The organism is Thiocapsa rosea (assembly GCF_003634315.1).
GTDB lineage: Bacteria > Pseudomonadota > Gammaproteobacteria > Chromatiales > Chromatiaceae > Thiocapsa > Thiocapsa rosea.
In genome coordinates this window covers 75,129-92,192 of sequence record NZ_RBXL01000001.1, presented here as the reverse complement: position 1 = coordinate 92,192, position 17,064 = coordinate 75,129, and the positions used below count along the sequence as shown (strand labels likewise).

The following is a 17,064-nucleotide window of genomic DNA, read 5'->3' as shown; positions in this document are numbered from 1 at the left end:
GCATGGGAATTCCAACTCGTCATTTCGACGCACTCATCATCGGCGCCGGCGGTGCGGGCCTGAACGCCGCGCTGCAATTGGCCGGCGCGGATCTGCGCGTCGCCGTCGTCTCCAAGGTCTTTCCGACACGCTCGCACACGGTCGCCGCACAAGGCGGAGTGAACGCCGCGCTCGCCAACATGATGCCGGACTCCTGGCACTGGCACATGTTCGACACCGTCAAGGGCTCGGACTACCTGGGCGACCAGGACGCCATCGAGTTCATGTGCCGCGAGGCGATCCCGACGGTCTATGAGCTCGAGCACGCCGGCGTGCCCTTCTCGCGCCTGGATAACGGCAAGATCTACCAGCGCCCCTTCGGCGGCCAGAGCCAGAACTTCGGCGGCGATCAGGCGGCGCGTACCTGTGCCGCAGCCGACCGCACCGGTCATGCAATCCTGCATACCCTCTATCAGCAGAACATTCGCGCGCGTACCCACTTTTTCGACGAGTTCTTCGCCATCGATCTGGTCCGCGACGCCGAAGGCATCATCTGCGGCGCACTGGTGCTGGAGATCGAGACCGGCGAGCCGCTCCTGATCGAGTCCAAAGCGACCCTGCTCGCCACCGGCGGGTGGGGTCAGGTCTTCCGCACGACATCCAACGCGCACATCAACACCGGCGACGGTGCGGCGATGGCCCTGCGCGCCGGCATCCCGCTGATGGATATGGAGTTCTTTCAGTTCCACCCGACCGGCATCGCCGGCAAGGGGATGCTGATCACCGAGGGGACGCGCGGCGAAGGCGGTTATCTCGTCAACAAGGACGGCGAGCGCTTTATGGAGCGCTATGCCCCGCGCGCCAAGGATCTGGCCAGCCGCGACGTGGTCTCGCGCGCGATCGTCACCGAGGTCAAGGAAGGGCGCGGCTGCGGCGAGAACGGCGACTATGTGATGCTCAAGCTCGACCATCTCGGCGAGGCGGTCATCTCCAAGCGTCTGCCCGGTATCCGCGAGTCGAGCCAGATCTTCGCCGGCTGCGACCCGGTCATCGAGCCGATCCCGGTCTTTCCGACAGCGCACTATGCGATGGGCGGAATCCCGACCGACCGCTTCGGTCGTGTCGCCATGCCGGCGGGTCACGGCTCCGAAGAGGTCGTGGTCGGGCTCTACGCAGCCGGGGAGTGCGCCTGTGCCTCGGTGCACGGGGCCAATCGACTGGGCGGAAACTCGCTGCTCGACATCCTGGTGTTCGGGCGTCTGGCGGGCAAGGACATCATCGAGTACGTCCGCGAAAACCCCTACCAACGCACAGTGGACTCCGCGAGCCTGGAGCAGGCCATGGGCCGTCTGGGGCGGTGGGATCAACAGGGCGACGGCCCCACGGTGCAGCAGCTGCGTGCCGATTTCCGCAAGTGTATGGAAGATCACGCCGGGGTCTTCCGGACCGAGGAGATCATGACCGAGGGCTACAACAAGCTCTGCGAGCTGCGCGACCGACTCCCCGAGGTGCGCCTGACGGATCAGTCCAAGGTCTTCAACACCGCGCGGATCGAGGCGTTGGAGCTGGAGAACATGATCGATGTGGGCATGTCGATCGCGGTCTCCGCGCTGTATCGCCAAGAGAGTCGAGGCGCCCACTCGCGGCCGGATTATCCCGAGCGCGACGACCAGAGCTGGCTCAAGCACAGCCTCTACTACCGGGACGGCGACCGCATGGACTACAAACCGGTGCGGACCAAGCCCTTGACGGTCGAGTCGTTCCCGCCGAAGGAACGGGTGTATTAGCCCCTTACGCAGCAAGTCTTGAACAACCCCTCACAGAACCTCTCATCGTCGTTGTCGTTGTCGTAATCGCATTCCGGACGACAAGGACAACGACCAGAGCCTTCGACCGCGTTGCTTGGTTCCGGCTCTGACGGGTTAGGGTTCAGGATTACAGGGCTTAAAAACAACGAATTCAGGTGCGTTATGAAGATCAGCGTCTACCGCTACAATCCGGACACCGATACCAAGCCCCGGATGCAGGACTACGAGGTCAAGACCTTTCAAGGCATGATGCTGCGCGATGCCTTGCTCGAAGTGAAAAAGCAAGACGAGAGCTTCAGTTTTCGCCACTCCTGCGGTGAAGGCGTCTGCGGTTCCGACGGGGTCAACGTGAACGGACGCAACGTGCTCGCCTGCGTCACGCCCATCACCGAACTGAAGGAGCCGATCCAGGTCCGCCCCTTCCCGGGTCGCCCGGTGATCCGCGACCTGGTCGTCGACATGACCCAGTTCTACGAGCAGTATCGCGCCGTCAAACCCTACTTGGTGCGCAAGGATCCGCTCCCGGAGCAGGAGATCCTCCAGTCGCCCGAGGAGCGCGACAAGCTCGACGGACTCTACGAGTGCATCCTCTGCGGCTGCTGCTCGACCGCTTGCCCATCGTTCTGGTGGAATCCGGAAAAGTTCCACGGCCCCGCGGCCCTGCTGCAATCCTGGCGCTTCCTGGCCGACAGCCGCGACCAGGCGACGGAGGAGCGGCTCGACGCCTTGGATGGCCCCTACAAGCTCTTCCGCTGTCACAGTATCATGAACTGTGTCGAGGTTTGCCCGAAGGGTCTGAACCCCACCCGGGCCATCGGCAAGATCAAGGATCTGATGCTGGACAAGGGTGTTTAGTCCGCCCGTGGCGACCGACTCGACAGCCGATCGCACCTCGCCGACGGATGCCTCCGGGCATGCGTCGGAGACCGAGCTGGAGATCCGACGGTTGCGCTGGCAATGCCGGCGCGGCATGTTGGAACTCGATCATCTCTTGGACCGCTTCCTCGATCTCGGCTACCGAGGGTTGAGTCCGACCCAGCGCCTCGCGTTCGTGCGGCTGCTCGGCGAGCAGGATCAACGGCTCAGCGACTGGTTTATGTCCCGCGCCGAACCGCCGGACGCCGATCTGCGCGAACTCGTGCGGCACATCGTCGAGGTGGTGCGTGAACGACGCAGCGGGTCGATCGACTTGCAGGGGTAGCTGATCGGTCGCATCATCTCCACGCTCGTCAACGGCGCGACAACTCAGGGCCAGAAGCTGGGCCCGGTATCATCCCGCGCGACGGGCCAAGAGCCGCACGCAAGGCCGACTATCATTGGAGGAGACACTGCATGATCGATATCCGCTATCCCATAGCCGGGCTCATTGTGGCCACGTCCTTGTGGATCGTCCACGACCGCAGCAACCAGGCCGTCGAGTCGAGTCTCGAGCCTGGACAGCCGCCGATTGCGGTATCCGAGGCCGACGCTCCCGCGATTGCAGCCGCTCCCGATCTCGCGCCGCTTCGTCCCTCCGCCTTGCCCCCGATGCTCCATCCGGACGACAACCCCGCCACGCCGGAGAAGATCGCGCTCGGAAAACAACTCTTCGTCGATCCGCGTCTGTCGGGCAGCGGCACGATGGCGTGCCAAGGCTGTCACTATCGCCATCTCGGCTGGACCGACGGGCGGACGCTCTCGCCGAAGGACAACGGGGAGCTGAACACACGGCATACCCCGTCGCTGTACAACACGGGTTATCAGAGCGCCTGGTACTGGGACGGCCGTGCGACCAGCCTCGAAGGCCAGGTGTTGGCGGCCTGGAAGGCCCAGATCAATGCCGACCCGGAGCAGGTCGCGCCGCTCATTCAGGCGGTCCCCGGATACGCCGACCAGTTCGAGACCGTCTTCGGCGGCCCGGCCACACCGGAGACGATCGTCAAGGCGCTTGCCGCCTATCTGCGCACCAAAAACAGCGACGATTCGCCTTGGGACCGCTATGAGGCGGGTCAAACGGGCGCGGTCACGCCGGACGCCATCGCCGGACAGGCGCTGTTTGTCGGCAAGGCCGGATGCGTGGCCTGTCATTCGCCGCCTTATTACGGCAACAGCACCTTCTACAACATCGGCTTGGAGTACGGAAAGGAAACCCCCGACCCGGGGCGTTTCAACGTCACCGAGAACGAGGCGGACCGCAGCGCATTCAAGACGCCCTCGCTGCGCTCCGTGGCCTTGAGCGCACCTTATTTCCACGACGGCAGTGCGCCGACCCTAGAGCTGGCGATCCGTTATATGGCCTCCGGCGGTAATCCGGACCCGAACAAGTCCGAGCTGCTGGTCGACCGCGGCCTGACCGACGCCGAGATCTTCCAGCTCGGCGCCTTCCTGCGCGCGCTCACGAGCCGGGAGACCTGGGACATGCCCGAGATTCCGTGATCTGCTTCGGTCGCGCTGCGGGAACACGGCCGATTTCACGCAGCGCGATCGACCGAAGGATTGACCATAATCCGATCGTGCAATGGGCACACACCGGGAACGTCCGCCGCTCCTGATCCGCCCCGGTTTTTCCCTGCGGTTTGCCTGGTTTGTCGGGCTGACCCATCTCGCTGCGGCTGCGGTGATACCGGCACTCCAAGCCGGCCCCTTGTCGTTGCTTCTGCTGATCCCCGTCGCCCTCAGCGCGCTCTACGTGGGCTATGTCGAGGTCTTGCGGCGCGCTTCCTGGTCCATCCGTTCGGTCATCTGGGAGTCGGACGGGACTTGGCGGATTCATTTCGTCTCCGGTGTCGAGCGCGAGGCACGCCTCAGTCCAGCCACCTTCATCACCCTCCCGCTCGTCGTGCTCAACTTCAGATTCGGCCTCCTAAACCGCCGCACACTCCCGGTCTTCGCCGACGCGCTCGATCCCGAGCAGCTTCGGCGCCTGCGCCAGCGACTCCGCACCGAGGGTGCGACACGGAATCGGGACTCCGACGCGACTTGACTGCCGTGAGGCTTGGAGACAGGCGGTCTGGAACACGTCTCGATGCCGGCGCGAATTTCGACATACGTGATGATCGACGTACCCACGTCAACCCGGTGCAGCGATTCGAAACGGGCGGCCACCGAAGCGGGCCGACGTTGAAGGCATGACGCCCGCCGAGCAGAGGGTTCTCTTCGCCTGTTGCTCGCGGGCCTGATCGAACAGCCGGCGTCCCTCCCGGCGACATGGGGGAGAAGCCAATCGGCTAGGTGCCTCGATATCCATGCCGGACCGGGCGCCGCCCGCGAGCGCGTCGCCCGACGTTGCACCCACCGATTTGCCCTAGTATGCAATAGATGCCGGCGGTGCCAATCATCAACAGCAAGAGGGTCTGGCCGGACGGGACCATCGTCCAGATGACGATTTGCAGTCGTCCTCTTCCGCATCGAGCTGATATTCCAATTCCCTACCCGAGTGAGCCATCATCGTGGATCTCTCGCCCGGCCATGTTCCGCCAGGGTTCACGACGCGCAAACCACCCGTCTGCGCCGGCCCGGCGCCGCAAGCTTGGGATCCGCAAGCAGCCTTAGCGACGGAAGCCCGCACAAATCCGCCGCGAGCCTCGGCAAAGTCGCTCCGGTTTGTTGCTGCGATCGATTGTTCCTGCTGTACCCGACTCCGAAATCCTACCTCGGCGCGGTGTGCAACGACTTCAGCGGCCATAAGGTCCGTCATGAGCACCTTGAATGCCTTTTTTCGAGAAGGAGCGCGTTTACTCCTGTTAGCGGTCGCACCAGAGGCCCTGCGCGTGCAGCGAGCTGTCGCATAAGGTGATTTCCGGGAATAGTCATCCCGACAGCGAGTGCCTGGAAGGCATCGAACTCCCGGATGCGGTCAGTCTTGAGCAAATCGTGGCAGAATTTTTCGTTGTCGTTGTCGTTGTCGTGTTCGTCCGGAACCCGATGACGACAACGACGCTGTGGTCATCCTCTCGTCCATGCCTCTTGGGTTCCCCAACCGGACGCAAAACGTCGGCCCCACACCCGGGTACGCCGACTTTAGTCGGCCCCCGGGGAGGCGGACTTCAGTCCGCCGTGCGGGCGTGCTCCGGGGGGGCCGACTGAAGTCGGCGTACCCGGGCGGTCGCGGTCGGCGACCTGGACACTGCCGATGTGGCCGAAACGACGATCGAGGCTGACAACGACAGCGAGTAGAGCGTTCGACCACTTTTCCTGGTTGCGGCGCTTCCGGTAGATCCTTTTCCGGAAATCACCTTAGAAGATCAATGAGTCTTCGGCAGTCAAGGATAGGGTGCTTTTCTCTCGCCATAAGATAGGACTTAATAGCCAGGATAAGCGGGAGTAGATCACCGTCGGTGAACTTGACGAAATCTAGACGCCTTTCGTTGGCATTCGGCATTGCTGCAGTTTCTTCGGGTTGAAATGGATCTGCTTTCGAATCGGTTGCGTCGAACTCAGTCTGGTGGGGCATGAGTTTGGCTGGCCGGCGGAACCGGAGAGACCGCCCCCGCCGACCTAAGCTTCTCCCGAATATCCATGAGCACCTCTCCATAGGTGTTGACTCCACGCCCGTCGCGGCCGCAGCCCCAGTAGTAATCATAGAGGCTGCTCTCGACGATGCGTTTGTCGCCGGTTTCGAGGAGTGCGCGTGCGGATGCGGGGTGGCTGAGGCAACGGGTGTAGATGGCGCGGGTCATGTAGACGCGCCGCACCGACTCCCAGTCGCTGCGGAGGTGGCGTTTATGTCGCTTGGCGAGCTTGCGGGCTTGCTGCGGGTCGAGGACGGATCGGATCTCGGCCCTGAGTGCGGGATCCTCGAACTGCATGGCCAGCACATAATGCTCGGCGGTCGGCCATTCGCCGTCGTCGAGGGAGAATGGTTGAGGCGAGACTGTGGAGAGCGGATTCTCTTCGTCCGTCATCGAGACATAAACGCTCGTTTCAGTGCGCATTAAACCGCGTCTCCCTGTGATGTGCGCTCTGCGCGCTGCTTGGGTGTCGGAGAAATCAGCCAGTCTCCGAGCGGACACGGTTTAGGTCATCAATGATGCCTTGTCCGCAAGTCCGGCCATTATGGTCCGTGGCGCAGAGCGCCACGAGCATGCGTGACACCGCGGAACGGGTGTCACGAGTTCTTTAAGTTTTGGGTGGCCGGTCTAAATGCGCGTAGCCCATCAATGGACTCGAAAACCTTAAACCGCGTGACGCATTGAACCATCTGAAGCTGGCGTCCGCTCAATCCCCGCAAAAAACCGCCAAAACGCGGTTTAATCCCAATTCAGCGCACCACCCGTCTGATACTCCGTGACCCGCGTCTCGAAGAAGTTCTTCTCCTTCTTCAGATCGAGCACCTCGGACATCCAGGGGAAGGGGTTGGTTGCGCCCGGGTACTGCTCGGGCAGGCCGATTTGTGCGCAGCGCCGGTTGGCGATGAACTGGAGATATTCCTCGAACATGGGCGCGTTGAGCCCGAGCACGCCGCGCGGCATGGTGTCGTGGGCGTAGCGCGATTCCATGGTCACGGCATCGCGGATCATGGTGACCAGCTCTTGCTTGAATTCCGGGCTCCACAGATGCGGGTTTTCGATCTTGATCTGGTTGATCACGTCGATGCCGAAGTTCATGTGCATGGACTCGTCGCGCAGGATGTATTGAAACTGCTCGGCGGTGCCGGTCATCTTGTTGCGCCGGCCCATGCTCAGGATCTGCACGAAACCGACATAGAAGAAGATGCCTTCGAAGATGACATAAAAGGCGACCAGCTCGCGCAGCAGCTTGCGGTCGTTCTCGGGTGTGCCGGTCTTGAAGTGCGGGTCGGCCAGGTGCTGGGTGTAGGGCAGGGCCCATTCGGCCTTGCGCGCGACCGAAGGGACCTCGCGATACATGTTGAAGATCTCGCCCTCGTCCAGTCCGAGGCTCTCGACCACGTACTGATAGGCGTGGGTGTGCAGGGCCTCCTCGAAGGCCTGGCGCAGCAGGTATTGGCGGCACTCGGGGTTGGAGATGTGGCGATAGACGGCCAGCACCAGGTTGTTGGCGACCAAGGAATCGGCAGTGGAGAAGAAGCCGAGATTGCGCTTGATGATGGTGCGCTCGTCGTCGGTCAGCCCGTTGGGATCCTTCCAGAGCGCGATGTCCGCGTTCATGTTGATCTCTTGCGGCATCCAGTGGTTGGCGCAGGCGTCGAGGTACTTCTGCCAGGCCCACTCGTATTTGAAGGGGACGAGCTGATTGAGATCGGCGTGGCAATTGATGATCTTTTTGTCGTCGACGCGCACGCGCCCGGCGCCCATCTCGAGCGACTCGAGACCGGTGGCGCCGCCGACGATGCCGTCGTCCGGGTGCTGCGTCTGCGTCCGCGGCTCGTCCGGCAGCAGGGTGTCGGTGATCGGCAGCTCGCTTTGATGCGCGGCGTATGCGGGGAAGGGGTTGGGGTCGACGACGGGGGCCGCGCCGGCGGTCGCCATCAGGTCGGTATTGTTGACCAGGCCGTGGCCGGGGCGCACCTGCGCGGTGGCGCTGGTTGGTCGGGGTGCGCTCGTCGTCCGAGCGTCGGGCGTGGGGCCGTCGGACCAATCCTCGGCGGCGTCGGTCGGATCAACGACAAAGGTCCCTCGGGGCGCGCGGGCGGCGGGTCCGGTCGTGGCGAGTGGATCGTCCCAGTTCAGCATCGTGTGTCTCCTCGATGGGATTCGGTTGACGGCTTCGGCGTGCGGTCGGTTGACGAGGGCTGTCAGCCAAAATGTCGGTGGTCGGTCTGGTCGGCGCGTGACCTGGGAGTTTAGGGCTTTTGTCACGGATGTCCAGTACCGGGACACAAGATATTGTGGGCGATCTGTCAGCTCAATCCCTTATGTTGTGTCGGTTCGCACCGGAGGATCTCAGGCCGCGGACGAGGTGCTGGCCGCTTCGACCCAGAGTTGGAGCGGGGCCGACGTTGCAGGGTCGCTGCGCGCATCGGTTTGCGTGAGCCGCTCGTGCGCCGTACCGCCCGAAGGAACGTCCTCGGCCTCGGCGTCCGGAAGGTAGGCTGCGATCAGATGGTAGAGCTCCGCCGCGGCACTCTTGGCGCGATCGAAGGGTAGACGATCGAAGCCGATCAGGGTCGCTTTGACCCGGAGATAGGACTCGGGAATCGCGTAGCGATCGAAGATGGCGCGCGCATCCTGCTCCAAGGCGGACAGGTTCTCGCGCAGCCCGGCGTCGCACTCCGGCGGCAAGGTGATGTAATCCCAGAGAACATCCGCCGAGTGCTCGCCGCTGCGCACCACGACGAAGGGGGTGTGCGTCTCGCGGCAATGGTGGAACCAGTCGCTGTCGATGAAGCTGTCTTTGGCATCGACGAGCTCGAACGGGGCGTCGGACATGAAGTGTCTCCTGCGTGTCGCCTGAATCTTGAGGACCGCGTAAGGTACACCGACGGGCGTGATTCGTCAGGCTGGCGTCGATGTCCGTATCATTGCGCCATGGCGGCGTGCGGCGTAATCTTTCCGACCGACGCGCGCGGCCCGGGCCGCCCAACGACTCTGAATACGGATTGCTCGCACTTATGATCAGTAAAATCGAGGTTATCGACGTCGCCTGTATCGGCTGCGGCACCTGCTGGGTTGCCTGCCCTCAAGCCTTTAAAGAGCACGATATCGGGGACGACCTCAAGGCACTGCCGACAGGCGGGCTGGGGGACGAGCACATCATGCGAGCCGCTGCAGAGGGTTGTCCTACCCTGGCGATCTCGCTGCTCGACGAGGCGGGCGTGGTCCTGTTTCCGAGCGAGGAGGCCAGGGCCGCACTGAGAGCATCGACCGACTGGTGAGGTCACGCGGCGCCCGATGCCGCGAACCGCTCGGCCGTGCCGCGTAGGTCAATCCGGCGCTTCTGCTTGCGCGATGCTTGACTCAGACGCTGCGCATCAGCTTTAAGCCGACCTTCAGGATGCGGTCGCCTTCGACCTCGCGGACCACGAGATCGACCGACTTGATTTGGAGTCTGTCGCCGACCACCGGGTGAGCCGTGTGCAGGTCGCGCCTGATGAATGCGTCCAGGGTCAGGGCATGGTCCGACGCGGGTAGATCCAGCCCGTAGGCGGCCGCCAGATCGCCGACCCGCGCCTCTCCGTTGAGCACGAACTCCCCGAAAAACACCTGTTCGGACAAGCGCTCGGGCGCCGCGCTTGCGACGAAGAGCCGATCGAGCTCCAGAAGGTCGGCCGGATCGGCGATGAGATACAGATAGTCGTCGGGCTTCAGATCGGACAGGTCGAGGACATCGACCAGGTGTTTCCCGCGCAGAACCGCCACGATGCGCGCGCCCTTGGGGAGCCGCAAAGCGCCACGCCGCTCGACCACGACGGGCGTGTCTTTGGCCAGGCGATAGCCGACCAGCTCGAGTTCGCGCTGACCGGGGATATCCAGCTCGACACGCTGCACCTGATGACTCGTCGGCGGGACCTCCAGCCCCAACCGTCGGGCCGAGGAGGCAACCGTCCACCCCTGGATCAGCAGCGACACCAGCACCACGAAGAAGACGATATTGAAGTACATCGACGCCTGATCCATTCCGGCCAGCAGCGGGAAGAGCGCCAGGATGATGGGCACGGCCCCGCGCAGCCCGACCCAGCCGACGAAGACCTGCTCACGCCAAGGAAAGCGGAAGGGCAGCAGGCAAAGCCAGACCGCGATCGGGCGGGCGAACAGGGTCAGGACCGCAGCGAACAACAAGGCATCCGACGCGACCGGCAACAGCTCCGAGGGCGTCACCAGCAGCCCGAGCATGAGAAACATCCCGATCTGCGACAGCCGAGCGATGCCGTCGTGGAAGCGCTTGATGTACTGGCTCGACTGCAGGGGGCGATTGCCGACCACGAGTCCGGCAAGATAGATGGCCAGGAAACCGCTGCCCTGCATCACCGAAGTGATCCCGAAGATGCTCAGGCCGCCGGCCATAACCGCCAAGGGGTAAAGCCCGGGCGACATCTCCAGGCGATTGATCATCCGCACCAGGCCCAAGCCGCCGAGGATCCCGAACAGGGCGCCGAGCCCCATCTGGCGCACGAATTCCAACAGCAGCACCAGGCCGATATCGTCGCTGCCGCTGATGATCAACTCGATCAGCACGATCGTCAGAAAGATGGCCATGGGGTCGTTGCTGCCGGACTCGATCTCGAGTGTGGCGCCGACCCGTTGCTTGAGCTCGAGCCCCTGGGAGCGAAGCAAGGAAAACACCGCCGCCGCATCGGTCGAGCCGACGATCGCGCCCAACAATAGCCCTTCCATCCAGTGCAGGCCGAGCCACCAGGCCGCGAAGAGCCCCGTCACCCCCGCCGTGATCAGGACGCCGACGGTGGCGAGACCCACCGCGGGCTTGAGCCCGACGCGAAAGTTCCGAAACGGCGTCACCAGCCCGCCGTCGAAGAGGATGATCGCCAGCGCCAAACTGCCGAACAGGTGCGCCATCTGGACGTCGTCGAACTGGATCCCGCCGGGTCCCTCTTCGCCGAGCAGCATCCCGATGAACAGGAAGACCAGCAGCAGCGGCACGCCGAACCGGCTGGTCACGACGCTCGCCAGGATGCTCGCAAGGAACACCAGCGAGACGACCAGGATGATTTGGTTGGTCAGGTCCATCGGGTCTCTCGTCCAAAGCGGTTTGCCTGCGCGGCTTCAAGCGCTGCGCGAGGCCGGTCACGTGGCCGGTTGGGAAACTCTGATCACATCAGCGTCTTCCGCGGCACATGGATGTGTGCTGATTGTTGCCGAGGGTGGCGAATCGCCAGCCTCCTCAGCGCATCGGTCGGGTGATCAACCGCACCGAGCGCGGTATGCGATGTTCTTGGATGGGATCGGTCCCGGCGGATTAGACGACCGCTGGAGGCGGCGCGGTTTAAGATACTAAAAAATATATCATTTTAAATCACGCCTCCGCTAGGGGCCGTGGATGCACCAGACGTCGAACGCACTCGAAAGTGAGCCTCTCGCTCTGGACGCGGTTTAGCCCCGCATCGCATGTTTTCGGCGGGTCGCGAGGTTGCCGCCGAGCAGCCGACGACGCGAAGCCCGGCGCATGCGGAGCATCTGCCACGCGGCCGACCACCAGTCCATGACCAAACCGAGGGCAATCCCGATGTCGCGGTCGGGTCGGCGGTGATCGTGGTCGCCGACGGTGCGTCGCAGTCCCTGCTGTAAGAGTCGCATGGATTGGCCTGCGGCGTGCAAAAGCCAGGCCGGGTATGTGCCGGTGCAGGTCGGTGCCCCGGTATTGTGGCCGCTCGCACCCACGCCGAAGACCATCCTCAGGCGCAGGTACGGCCGCGAGGTGCGGTGAGCCGGGATGATCAAGGATTATATGTCGCAGCCTGCATGCCGGGTTGTATCAGACCTCGGCGACGCGCGCGATGCGCGCAGGCCGATCTCCACGTCTCCGTCCGAGATCAAGCGTTTGCCGATCCGGTCATCGAGAAGCTGCTGCTCGATCCATCCGCGGTGCTCCAGCGTGGTGCGACGCAGGACGATTCCGGCGCCGGCCAGCCAATCCCGGCGCAGCGCTCGGTCCCCGAGTCTTGTCCACCACCAGGATTCCCCGATCCATCGATGGCGGGCTTGCGGCTTCAGGGCCTCAAGGGTCAGCTCCGGAAGGCGGGGTTGTTGTAGGTGCAGATCAGGATGTCGAGTTAGGTGATTGCCGGGAATCGACATCCCAACTGCGCAGACGACGGGTCGGAAGTGACGCCCACGGTCGTCGCGAAACGGCGACACCCCCCGGGGATAGACGACTTGCAGTCGTCCTTTCCCACGGGCCTCGCTCGCACGACCGTCGCGTCGGGCAACACCTGAAAGGAGAGGACGATCGCGAACGGATGAGCAAAACGGAAACCGGTGCCGAAGCGCGTTCGGCGCGGTTCTCAAGTGCGTCGCGTTGACCGCGACGTCGCGGGCCGTCGGTCCGGCTGAAGAGGACGACTGCAAGTCGTCTATCCCGGGGGCGCGCCGCTTCGCGACCTTGCTTCCGGCAGATCGGATGGGCGCGGAAGGATCGGTTCGTCCGGAATCCGATCACGACAACGACAACGACAACGACAACGACAACGAGTAGAACCTTCGACGACTTACTTTGGCTCCGGCTCTGTCGGTAGATCCTTTCCCGGAAATCACCTTAAACCGCGCCCGGTGCGATATGCGTCGTGTGTTGGATCGGCTTGACCGCGCCGGCGCCAACAGTCGTCAAGTCTGCCGGGCCGGCTCGGTTTAGTACCAAAACGGACTGTTCTGCCTGTCACTCTGATAACGTCTGTCTTGTCGACCCTGGTCATAGCCCTGGTCATAACCCCGGTCGTAACCATAGTCGCTGCGGTTTTGCCTTTGATACTGCTCGCGGTCTGCCCTTTGGTTCTGGTCGTAAATGTAGCCGCCCAGGGCACCGGCGCCTGCGCCGATCAATGCTCCCTTGCCGGCGTTTCCGCTCATGGAGCCGATTGCTGCGCCGGTTCCGGCACCCAGCATCGCGCCGGTTCCGGTCCGCGAAGTGGTTGTGCTTCCGCAGGCGCTCAGGGCGAGTGCGGAGGAGAGTGCAACTGCAACTGCAATTGTGATGTGTCTCATCGGACGGTTCCTCGTGCATCGGGCGTCGTGCTGCGCACGACATCCTGCTGACTTAACTTTAGACCATTCGATTACGCAGATTGCAGAGTCGATCAGGAGTCACCGTAGGAAGACTGGCCGCAGGAAACGAGAGGGCAATGTGCGCTCTCCGCGGGGTCTTGCTCATTTTGGATGCCGCGTCGGCTGCGAAGGGCAAACGACTGGGTCGCCGCCGCGCCGCCGCGGCGACCATGCTTGCTCCGGAGGGGTGTCGAGTATACTTGATGGTGCTTTCCACGGACCCCGGGCAATTTGCTTTGCCGCGAACCGGCCGACCGGGCGTCGCGCGCATCCAGCGCGATCGTCTTGGATACCTTCGACGAGATCCATCCCAGATGCAGTCTCCGATCTCCCAACGCTGGTCCTGGTTGATTCCATTCATGTCGTGGCTGCCCGGGGTCGGGCGCACGGAGATCAAGGCGGATGCGCTCGCCGCCATCATCGGGGCGCTGGTCGTGCTGCCGCAGGCCGTCGCCTTCGCGACGATCGCCGGCATGCCGCCCGAATACGGGCTCTATGCCGGGATGGTGCCCGCCATCATCGCGGCACTGTTCGGGTCTTCGCGTCACCTGGTTTCGGGACCGACGACGGCGGCCTCGGTCGTCTTGTTTTCCGCCTTGTCGGTGATGGCGCTGCCGGGATCGCCGGACTATGTGGCCCTTGCACTAACCCTGACCTTTATGGTCGGGCTCATGGAGCTTGCACTCGGTCTCGCGCGCATGGGGACCCTGGTGAACTTCATCTCGCACTCGGTGGTCGTGGGCTTTACCGCAGGCGCGGCGCTCTTGATTGCCGCCAAGCAGCTCAAGCATTTCTTCGGCATCGAGATGGACAGCGGGGGGCACCTGCACGACATCCTGATCCAGTTCGGTCATCATCTGCTCGAGATCAACCCGGCGACCACGCTGGTGGCGGTCTCGACCTTGCTGATCGGTATCCTCTTCAAGCGTTGGCTGCCGAAGATCCCCTACATGATCGCCGCCATGCTCGGCGGCAGTCTGATCGCCGTCGGACTCGATGCCTGGCTCGGCAACGAGGTGACCGGGATCGCGACCGTCGGGGCCTTGCCGACGGGTTTTCCCCCGCTGTCGGCCCCGGATCTGACCTTCGATCACATCAAGGAGCTGGCTCCGACCGCCTTGGCGGTGACCCTGTTTGCGCTTACCGAGGCGGTGTCGATCGGCCGCTCGCTGGCGGCACGCGGGGGCTATCGCATCGACGGCAACCAGGAGTTTATCGGTCAAGGCTTGTCGAACATCGCCGGCTCCTTCTTCTCGGCCTACGTGGCGACCGGTTCCTTCAACCGCAGCGGCGTGAACTATGCCGCCGGTGCACGCACGCCCTTGGCGGCGATCTTCGCGGGCGTGCTGCTGATCGGGATCGTACCCTTGGTCGCGCCCTACGCCAGTTATCTACCGAACGCCGCGATGGCCGGACTGCTCTTTTTGGTCGCTTGGGGGCTGATCGATTTCGAGGAAATCGGGCACATCCTCAAGGCGTCCAAACGCGAGACCTCGGTGTTGGCGGTGACCTTCTTCTCCGCGCTCTTCCTCGAGCTCGAGTTCGCCATCTTCGCCGGTGTTTTGCTCTCGCTGGTGCTCTATCTGGATCGCACCTCCAAGCCGCGCATCGTCAATCTGGCACCGGATCCGCGCCTGCCCAATCGGGCCTTCTCCTGCGAGCCGGACGTCGCGCAATGCCCGCAGCTGAACATCATGCGGATTGACGGCTCGCTTTTCTTCGGCTCGGTCGCGCATGTGGAGAGCGCCTTCGACCGGCTACGCGCGACGCATCCGGGACAGAAGCATCTCGCGATCCTCGCCGACGGCATCAACTTTGTCGATCTGCAGGGCGGCGAGACGTTGGTGCGCGAGGCCAAGCGGCGCCAGGCCGAGGGCGGGGGGCTTTATCTCATCAACGTCAAAGCCGGGCTCTGGGAGGCGCTCGAACGCTGCGGTTGCATCGACGCGACCGGCGGACGCAATGTCTTTCAGGCCAAGAACGCCGCGATTCGCGCGATTTACCAAAAGCTGGACAAATCCGTCTGCGCGACCTGTCCGAAGCCGATCTTCACGGAGTGCGGGTCGGGTCGGTCGAAGCTGCCGGCGACCCCCTGACGGATGTCGAATCCATTGATCCATGTCTTTGTCAGGCGCCGAGCAACTTGTTAGCGTCTGGTCACTGCACCTACCGCGAGACTCAACAGATGGCACGAATCCTTATCCTTGGAGCCGGCATTTCCGGGCACACGGTTGCGCGATATCTCGGCAAATGGCTCGGTCGAGCGCATCCGATCACCGTGGTTTCGCCGAACCCGAAGTGGAACTGGATCCCGTCCAACATCTGGGTCGGCGTCGGCGAGATGACCGAGAAGCAGGTGACCTTTCCGCTTGCGCCCATCTACAAGAAGCTCGGTGTCGACTTTCGTCAGGCGCGGGCCATATCCATTCATCCCGAGGGCGGTGCGGATCGGACATCGCCTTACGTGACCGTCGAGTATACGGACCCGGCCCGCGTCGGGCAGACCGAAACGCTCGAATACGACTATCTGGTCAACGCAACCGGCCCCAAGCTGAACTTCGGCGCGACCCCGGGTCTCGGCCCGGAGGGCGGGCACAGCCTTTCGGTCTGCACCCCGTCGCATGCCTTGGAGGCGAACGCACATCTGCAGGAGATGATCGCCGCCATGAAGGCGGGTGCGACCAAGACCTTCGTCGTCGGTACGGGTCATGGCATGTGCACCTGTCAGGGTGCCGCATTCGAGTACATCTACAACATCGACCACAGCCTGCGCGAGGCCGGCGTCCGCGACAAGGCGAAGCTCGTGTGGATCAGCAACGAATACGAGCTCGGCGACTTCGGTATGGGCGGCGTGCATATCAAACGCGGCGGCTATGTCACGAACGGCAAGGTCTTTGCCGAGTCCATGATGGTCGAGCGCGGAATCGGCTGGGTTACGCGCGCGCATGTGACGAAGGTGGAGCCGGGCAAGATCCACTACGAGTTGCTCGACGGCAGTTTCCACGAGATGGATTTTGATTTCGCCATGCTGATCCCGCCGTTCGCCGGCGTGCCCTTGCAGGCCTTCGACAAGTCCGGCGCCGACATCACGCCGCAGATCTTCGCGCCCAACGGCTTTATGAAGGTGGACGCGGATTATGCTGTCAAGCCTTACGAGGATTGGGGTCCGGAGGATTGGCCGAAGACCTATCAGACCCCCGGCTACAAGAACATCTTCGCCGTCGGGATCGCATTCGCGCCGCCGCATCTCATCAGCAAGCCGATGAAGAGCACCAACGGCACCCCGATCAACCCCACACCGCCGCGCACCGGCATGCCGTCGGCGGCGATCGGCAAGGCCGTGGCGATGAGTATCCGCGACATGATCCAAGGCGCCGCGGGGCCGACCCACACGGCGTCCTTGGCCGAGATCGGCGCGGCCTGTGTCGCCTCGACCGGGTCCGACATCTTCAAAGGGACCGCGGCCACCATGACCGTCTTCCCGGTTGTGCCGGATTACGACACCTATCCCGAATACGGCCGGGATATGGATCTCACCTTCGGCGAGGTCGGATTGGCGGGGCATTGGATGAAATACATCCTGCACCATGTATTCATCTATCAGGCCAAACTGCGACCCGGTTGGTCGCTTCTGCCCGATTGATCCGCCAGTAGACATTCGA

The 17,064-nt window shown here is 63.3% G+C and carries 14 protein-coding genes; 8 read left to right on the top strand and 6 right to left on the bottom strand.

All coding sequences use genetic code 11. The features are described from left to right. Positions 1 to 2: 2 nt before the first annotated feature. The 5 genes from sdhA to BDD21_RS00420 all read left to right on the top strand — a co-directional run bounded on the left by sdhA (position 3) and on the right by BDD21_RS00420 (position 4,749). On the top strand, positions 3 to 1,766 hold the full coding sequence (gene sdhA / locus BDD21_RS00440; protein ID WP_120795476.1) for a succinate dehydrogenase flavoprotein subunit: 1,764 nt from the start codon (positions 3 to 5) through the stop codon (positions 1,764 to 1,766). 183 nt (positions 1,767 to 1,949) lie between these two features. Beyond that, positions 1,950 to 2,642 carry a succinate dehydrogenase iron-sulfur subunit gene (locus tag BDD21_RS00435; protein ID WP_120795475.1) on the top strand — a complete coding sequence of 231 codons (693 nt, stop codon included), beginning with the start codon at positions 1,950 to 1,952 and terminating at the stop codon, positions 2,640 to 2,642. A gap of 7 nt (positions 2,643 to 2,649) precedes the next feature. Then, a complete protein-coding gene (locus tag BDD21_RS00430; RefSeq protein WP_120795474.1) occupies positions 2,650 to 2,988 on the top strand; it encodes an FAD assembly factor SdhE in 339 nt (112 codons plus the stop codon). Between the two features lie 131 nt (positions 2,989 to 3,119). Further along, complete coding sequence (locus BDD21_RS00425) at positions 3,120 to 4,202, top strand: cytochrome-c peroxidase (RefSeq protein WP_120795473.1); 1,083 nt, start codon at positions 3,120 to 3,122, stop codon at positions 4,200 to 4,202. An 82-nt stretch (positions 4,203 to 4,284) separates the two neighbouring features. Continuing rightward, complete coding sequence (locus BDD21_RS00420) at positions 4,285 to 4,749, top strand: protein YgfX (RefSeq protein WP_120795472.1); 465 nt, start codon at positions 4,285 to 4,287, stop codon at positions 4,747 to 4,749. A 1,453-nt stretch (positions 4,750 to 6,202) separates the two neighbouring features. On the opposite strand, the gene BDD21_RS00415 is transcribed toward BDD21_RS00420, so the two are convergent. The 3 genes from BDD21_RS00415 to BDD21_RS00405 form a co-directional block, all read right to left on the bottom strand. Beyond that, positions 6,203 to 6,700, bottom strand: coding sequence for a riboflavin biosynthesis intermediates N-glycosidase (locus BDD21_RS00415; protein ID WP_120795471.1), 498 nt, complete (start codon positions 6,698 to 6,700; stop codon positions 6,203 to 6,205). 315 nt (positions 6,701 to 7,015) lie between these two features. Then, a complete protein-coding gene (locus BDD21_RS00410; RefSeq protein WP_120795470.1) occupies positions 7,016 to 8,419 on the bottom strand; it encodes a ribonucleotide-diphosphate reductase subunit beta in 1,404 nt (467 codons plus the stop codon). A 210-nt stretch (positions 8,420 to 8,629) separates the two neighbouring features. Then, complete coding sequence (locus BDD21_RS00405; protein WP_120795469.1) at positions 8,630 to 9,115, bottom strand: hypothetical protein; 486 nt, start codon at positions 9,113 to 9,115, stop codon at positions 8,630 to 8,632. Positions 9,116 to 9,297: 182 nt separating this feature from the next. Between BDD21_RS00405 and BDD21_RS00400 the strand changes: the two genes are divergently transcribed. After that, positions 9,298 to 9,561, top strand: coding sequence for a ferredoxin (locus tag BDD21_RS00400; protein WP_120795468.1), 264 nt, complete (start codon positions 9,298 to 9,300; stop codon positions 9,559 to 9,561). Between the two features lie 82 nt (positions 9,562 to 9,643). Here BDD21_RS00400 and BDD21_RS00395 read toward each other — a convergent pair whose 3' ends face one another. The 3 genes from BDD21_RS00395 to BDD21_RS00380 all read right to left on the bottom strand — a co-directional run bounded on the left by BDD21_RS00395 (position 9,644) and on the right by BDD21_RS00380 (position 13,342). After that, positions 9,644 to 11,371 carry a potassium/proton antiporter gene (locus BDD21_RS00395; protein ID WP_120795467.1) on the bottom strand — a complete coding sequence of 576 codons (1,728 nt, stop codon included), beginning with the start codon at positions 11,369 to 11,371 and terminating at the stop codon, positions 9,644 to 9,646. Positions 11,372 to 11,734: 363 nt separating this feature from the next. Continuing rightward, complete coding sequence (locus tag BDD21_RS00390) at positions 11,735 to 12,082, bottom strand: hypothetical protein (RefSeq protein ID WP_120795466.1); 348 nt, start codon at positions 12,080 to 12,082, stop codon at positions 11,735 to 11,737. Between the two features lie 906 nt (positions 12,083 to 12,988). Further along, positions 12,989 to 13,342 (bottom strand): YMGG-like glycine zipper-containing protein, encoded by a 354-nt coding sequence (locus BDD21_RS00380; protein ID WP_120795464.1) that lies wholly within the window; start codon positions 13,340 to 13,342, stop codon positions 12,989 to 12,991. A gap of 374 nt (positions 13,343 to 13,716) precedes the next feature. On the opposite strand from BDD21_RS00380, the gene BDD21_RS00375 reads away from it, so the two are divergent. Together BDD21_RS00375 and BDD21_RS00370 are read left to right on the top strand one after the other, a co-directional pair. Then, complete coding sequence (locus BDD21_RS00375) at positions 13,717 to 15,498, top strand: SulP family inorganic anion transporter (RefSeq protein ID WP_120799663.1); 1,782 nt, start codon at positions 13,717 to 13,719, stop codon at positions 15,496 to 15,498. An 89-nt stretch (positions 15,499 to 15,587) separates the two neighbouring features. Further along, the gene (locus BDD21_RS00370) at positions 15,588 to 17,045 is read left to right on the top strand and encodes an NAD(P)/FAD-dependent oxidoreductase (RefSeq protein WP_120795463.1); all 1,458 of its coding nucleotides are present in this window, start codon (positions 15,588 to 15,590) and stop codon (positions 17,043 to 17,045) included. The last annotated feature ends 19 nt before the right edge of the window (positions 17,046 to 17,064 follow it).

Bases quoted from the DNA above. Each gene is read 5' to 3' on its own strand.
- BDD21_RS00420 (WP_120795472.1), top strand. From the start codon at position 4,285: ATGGGCACACACCGGGAACGTCCGCCGCTCCTGATCCGCCCCGGTTTT.
- BDD21_RS00405 (WP_120795469.1), bottom strand. From the start codon at position 9,115: ATGTCCGACGCCCCGTTCGAGCTCGTCGATGCCAAAGACAGCTTCATC.
- BDD21_RS00425 (WP_120795473.1), top strand. From the start codon at position 3,120: ATGATCGATATCCGCTATCCCATAGCCGGGCTCATTGTGGCCACGTCC.
- BDD21_RS00370 (WP_120795463.1), top strand. From the start codon at position 15,588: ATGGCACGAATCCTTATCCTTGGAGCCGGCATTTCCGGGCACACGGTT.
- BDD21_RS00415 (WP_120795471.1), bottom strand. From the start codon at position 6,700: ATGCGCACTGAAACGAGCGTTTATGTCTCGATGACGGACGAAGAGAAT.
- BDD21_RS00380 (WP_120795464.1), bottom strand. From the start codon at position 13,342: ATGAGACACATCACAATTGCAGTTGCAGTTGCACTCTCCTCCGCACTC.
- BDD21_RS00400 (WP_120795468.1), top strand. From the start codon at position 9,298: ATGATCAGTAAAATCGAGGTTATCGACGTCGCCTGTATCGGCTGCGGC.
- sdhA (WP_120795476.1), top strand. From the start codon at position 3: ATGGGAATTCCAACTCGTCATTTCGACGCACTCATCATCGGCGCCGGC.
- BDD21_RS00410 (WP_120795470.1), bottom strand. From the start codon at position 8,419: ATGCTGAACTGGGACGATCCACTCGCCACGACCGGACCCGCCGCCCGC.
- BDD21_RS00435 (WP_120795475.1), top strand. From the start codon at position 1,950: ATGAAGATCAGCGTCTACCGCTACAATCCGGACACCGATACCAAGCCC.
- BDD21_RS00375 (WP_120799663.1), top strand. From the start codon at position 13,717: ATGCAGTCTCCGATCTCCCAACGCTGGTCCTGGTTGATTCCATTCATG.
- BDD21_RS00395 (WP_120795467.1), bottom strand. From the start codon at position 11,371: ATGGACCTGACCAACCAAATCATCCTGGTCGTCTCGCTGGTGTTCCTT.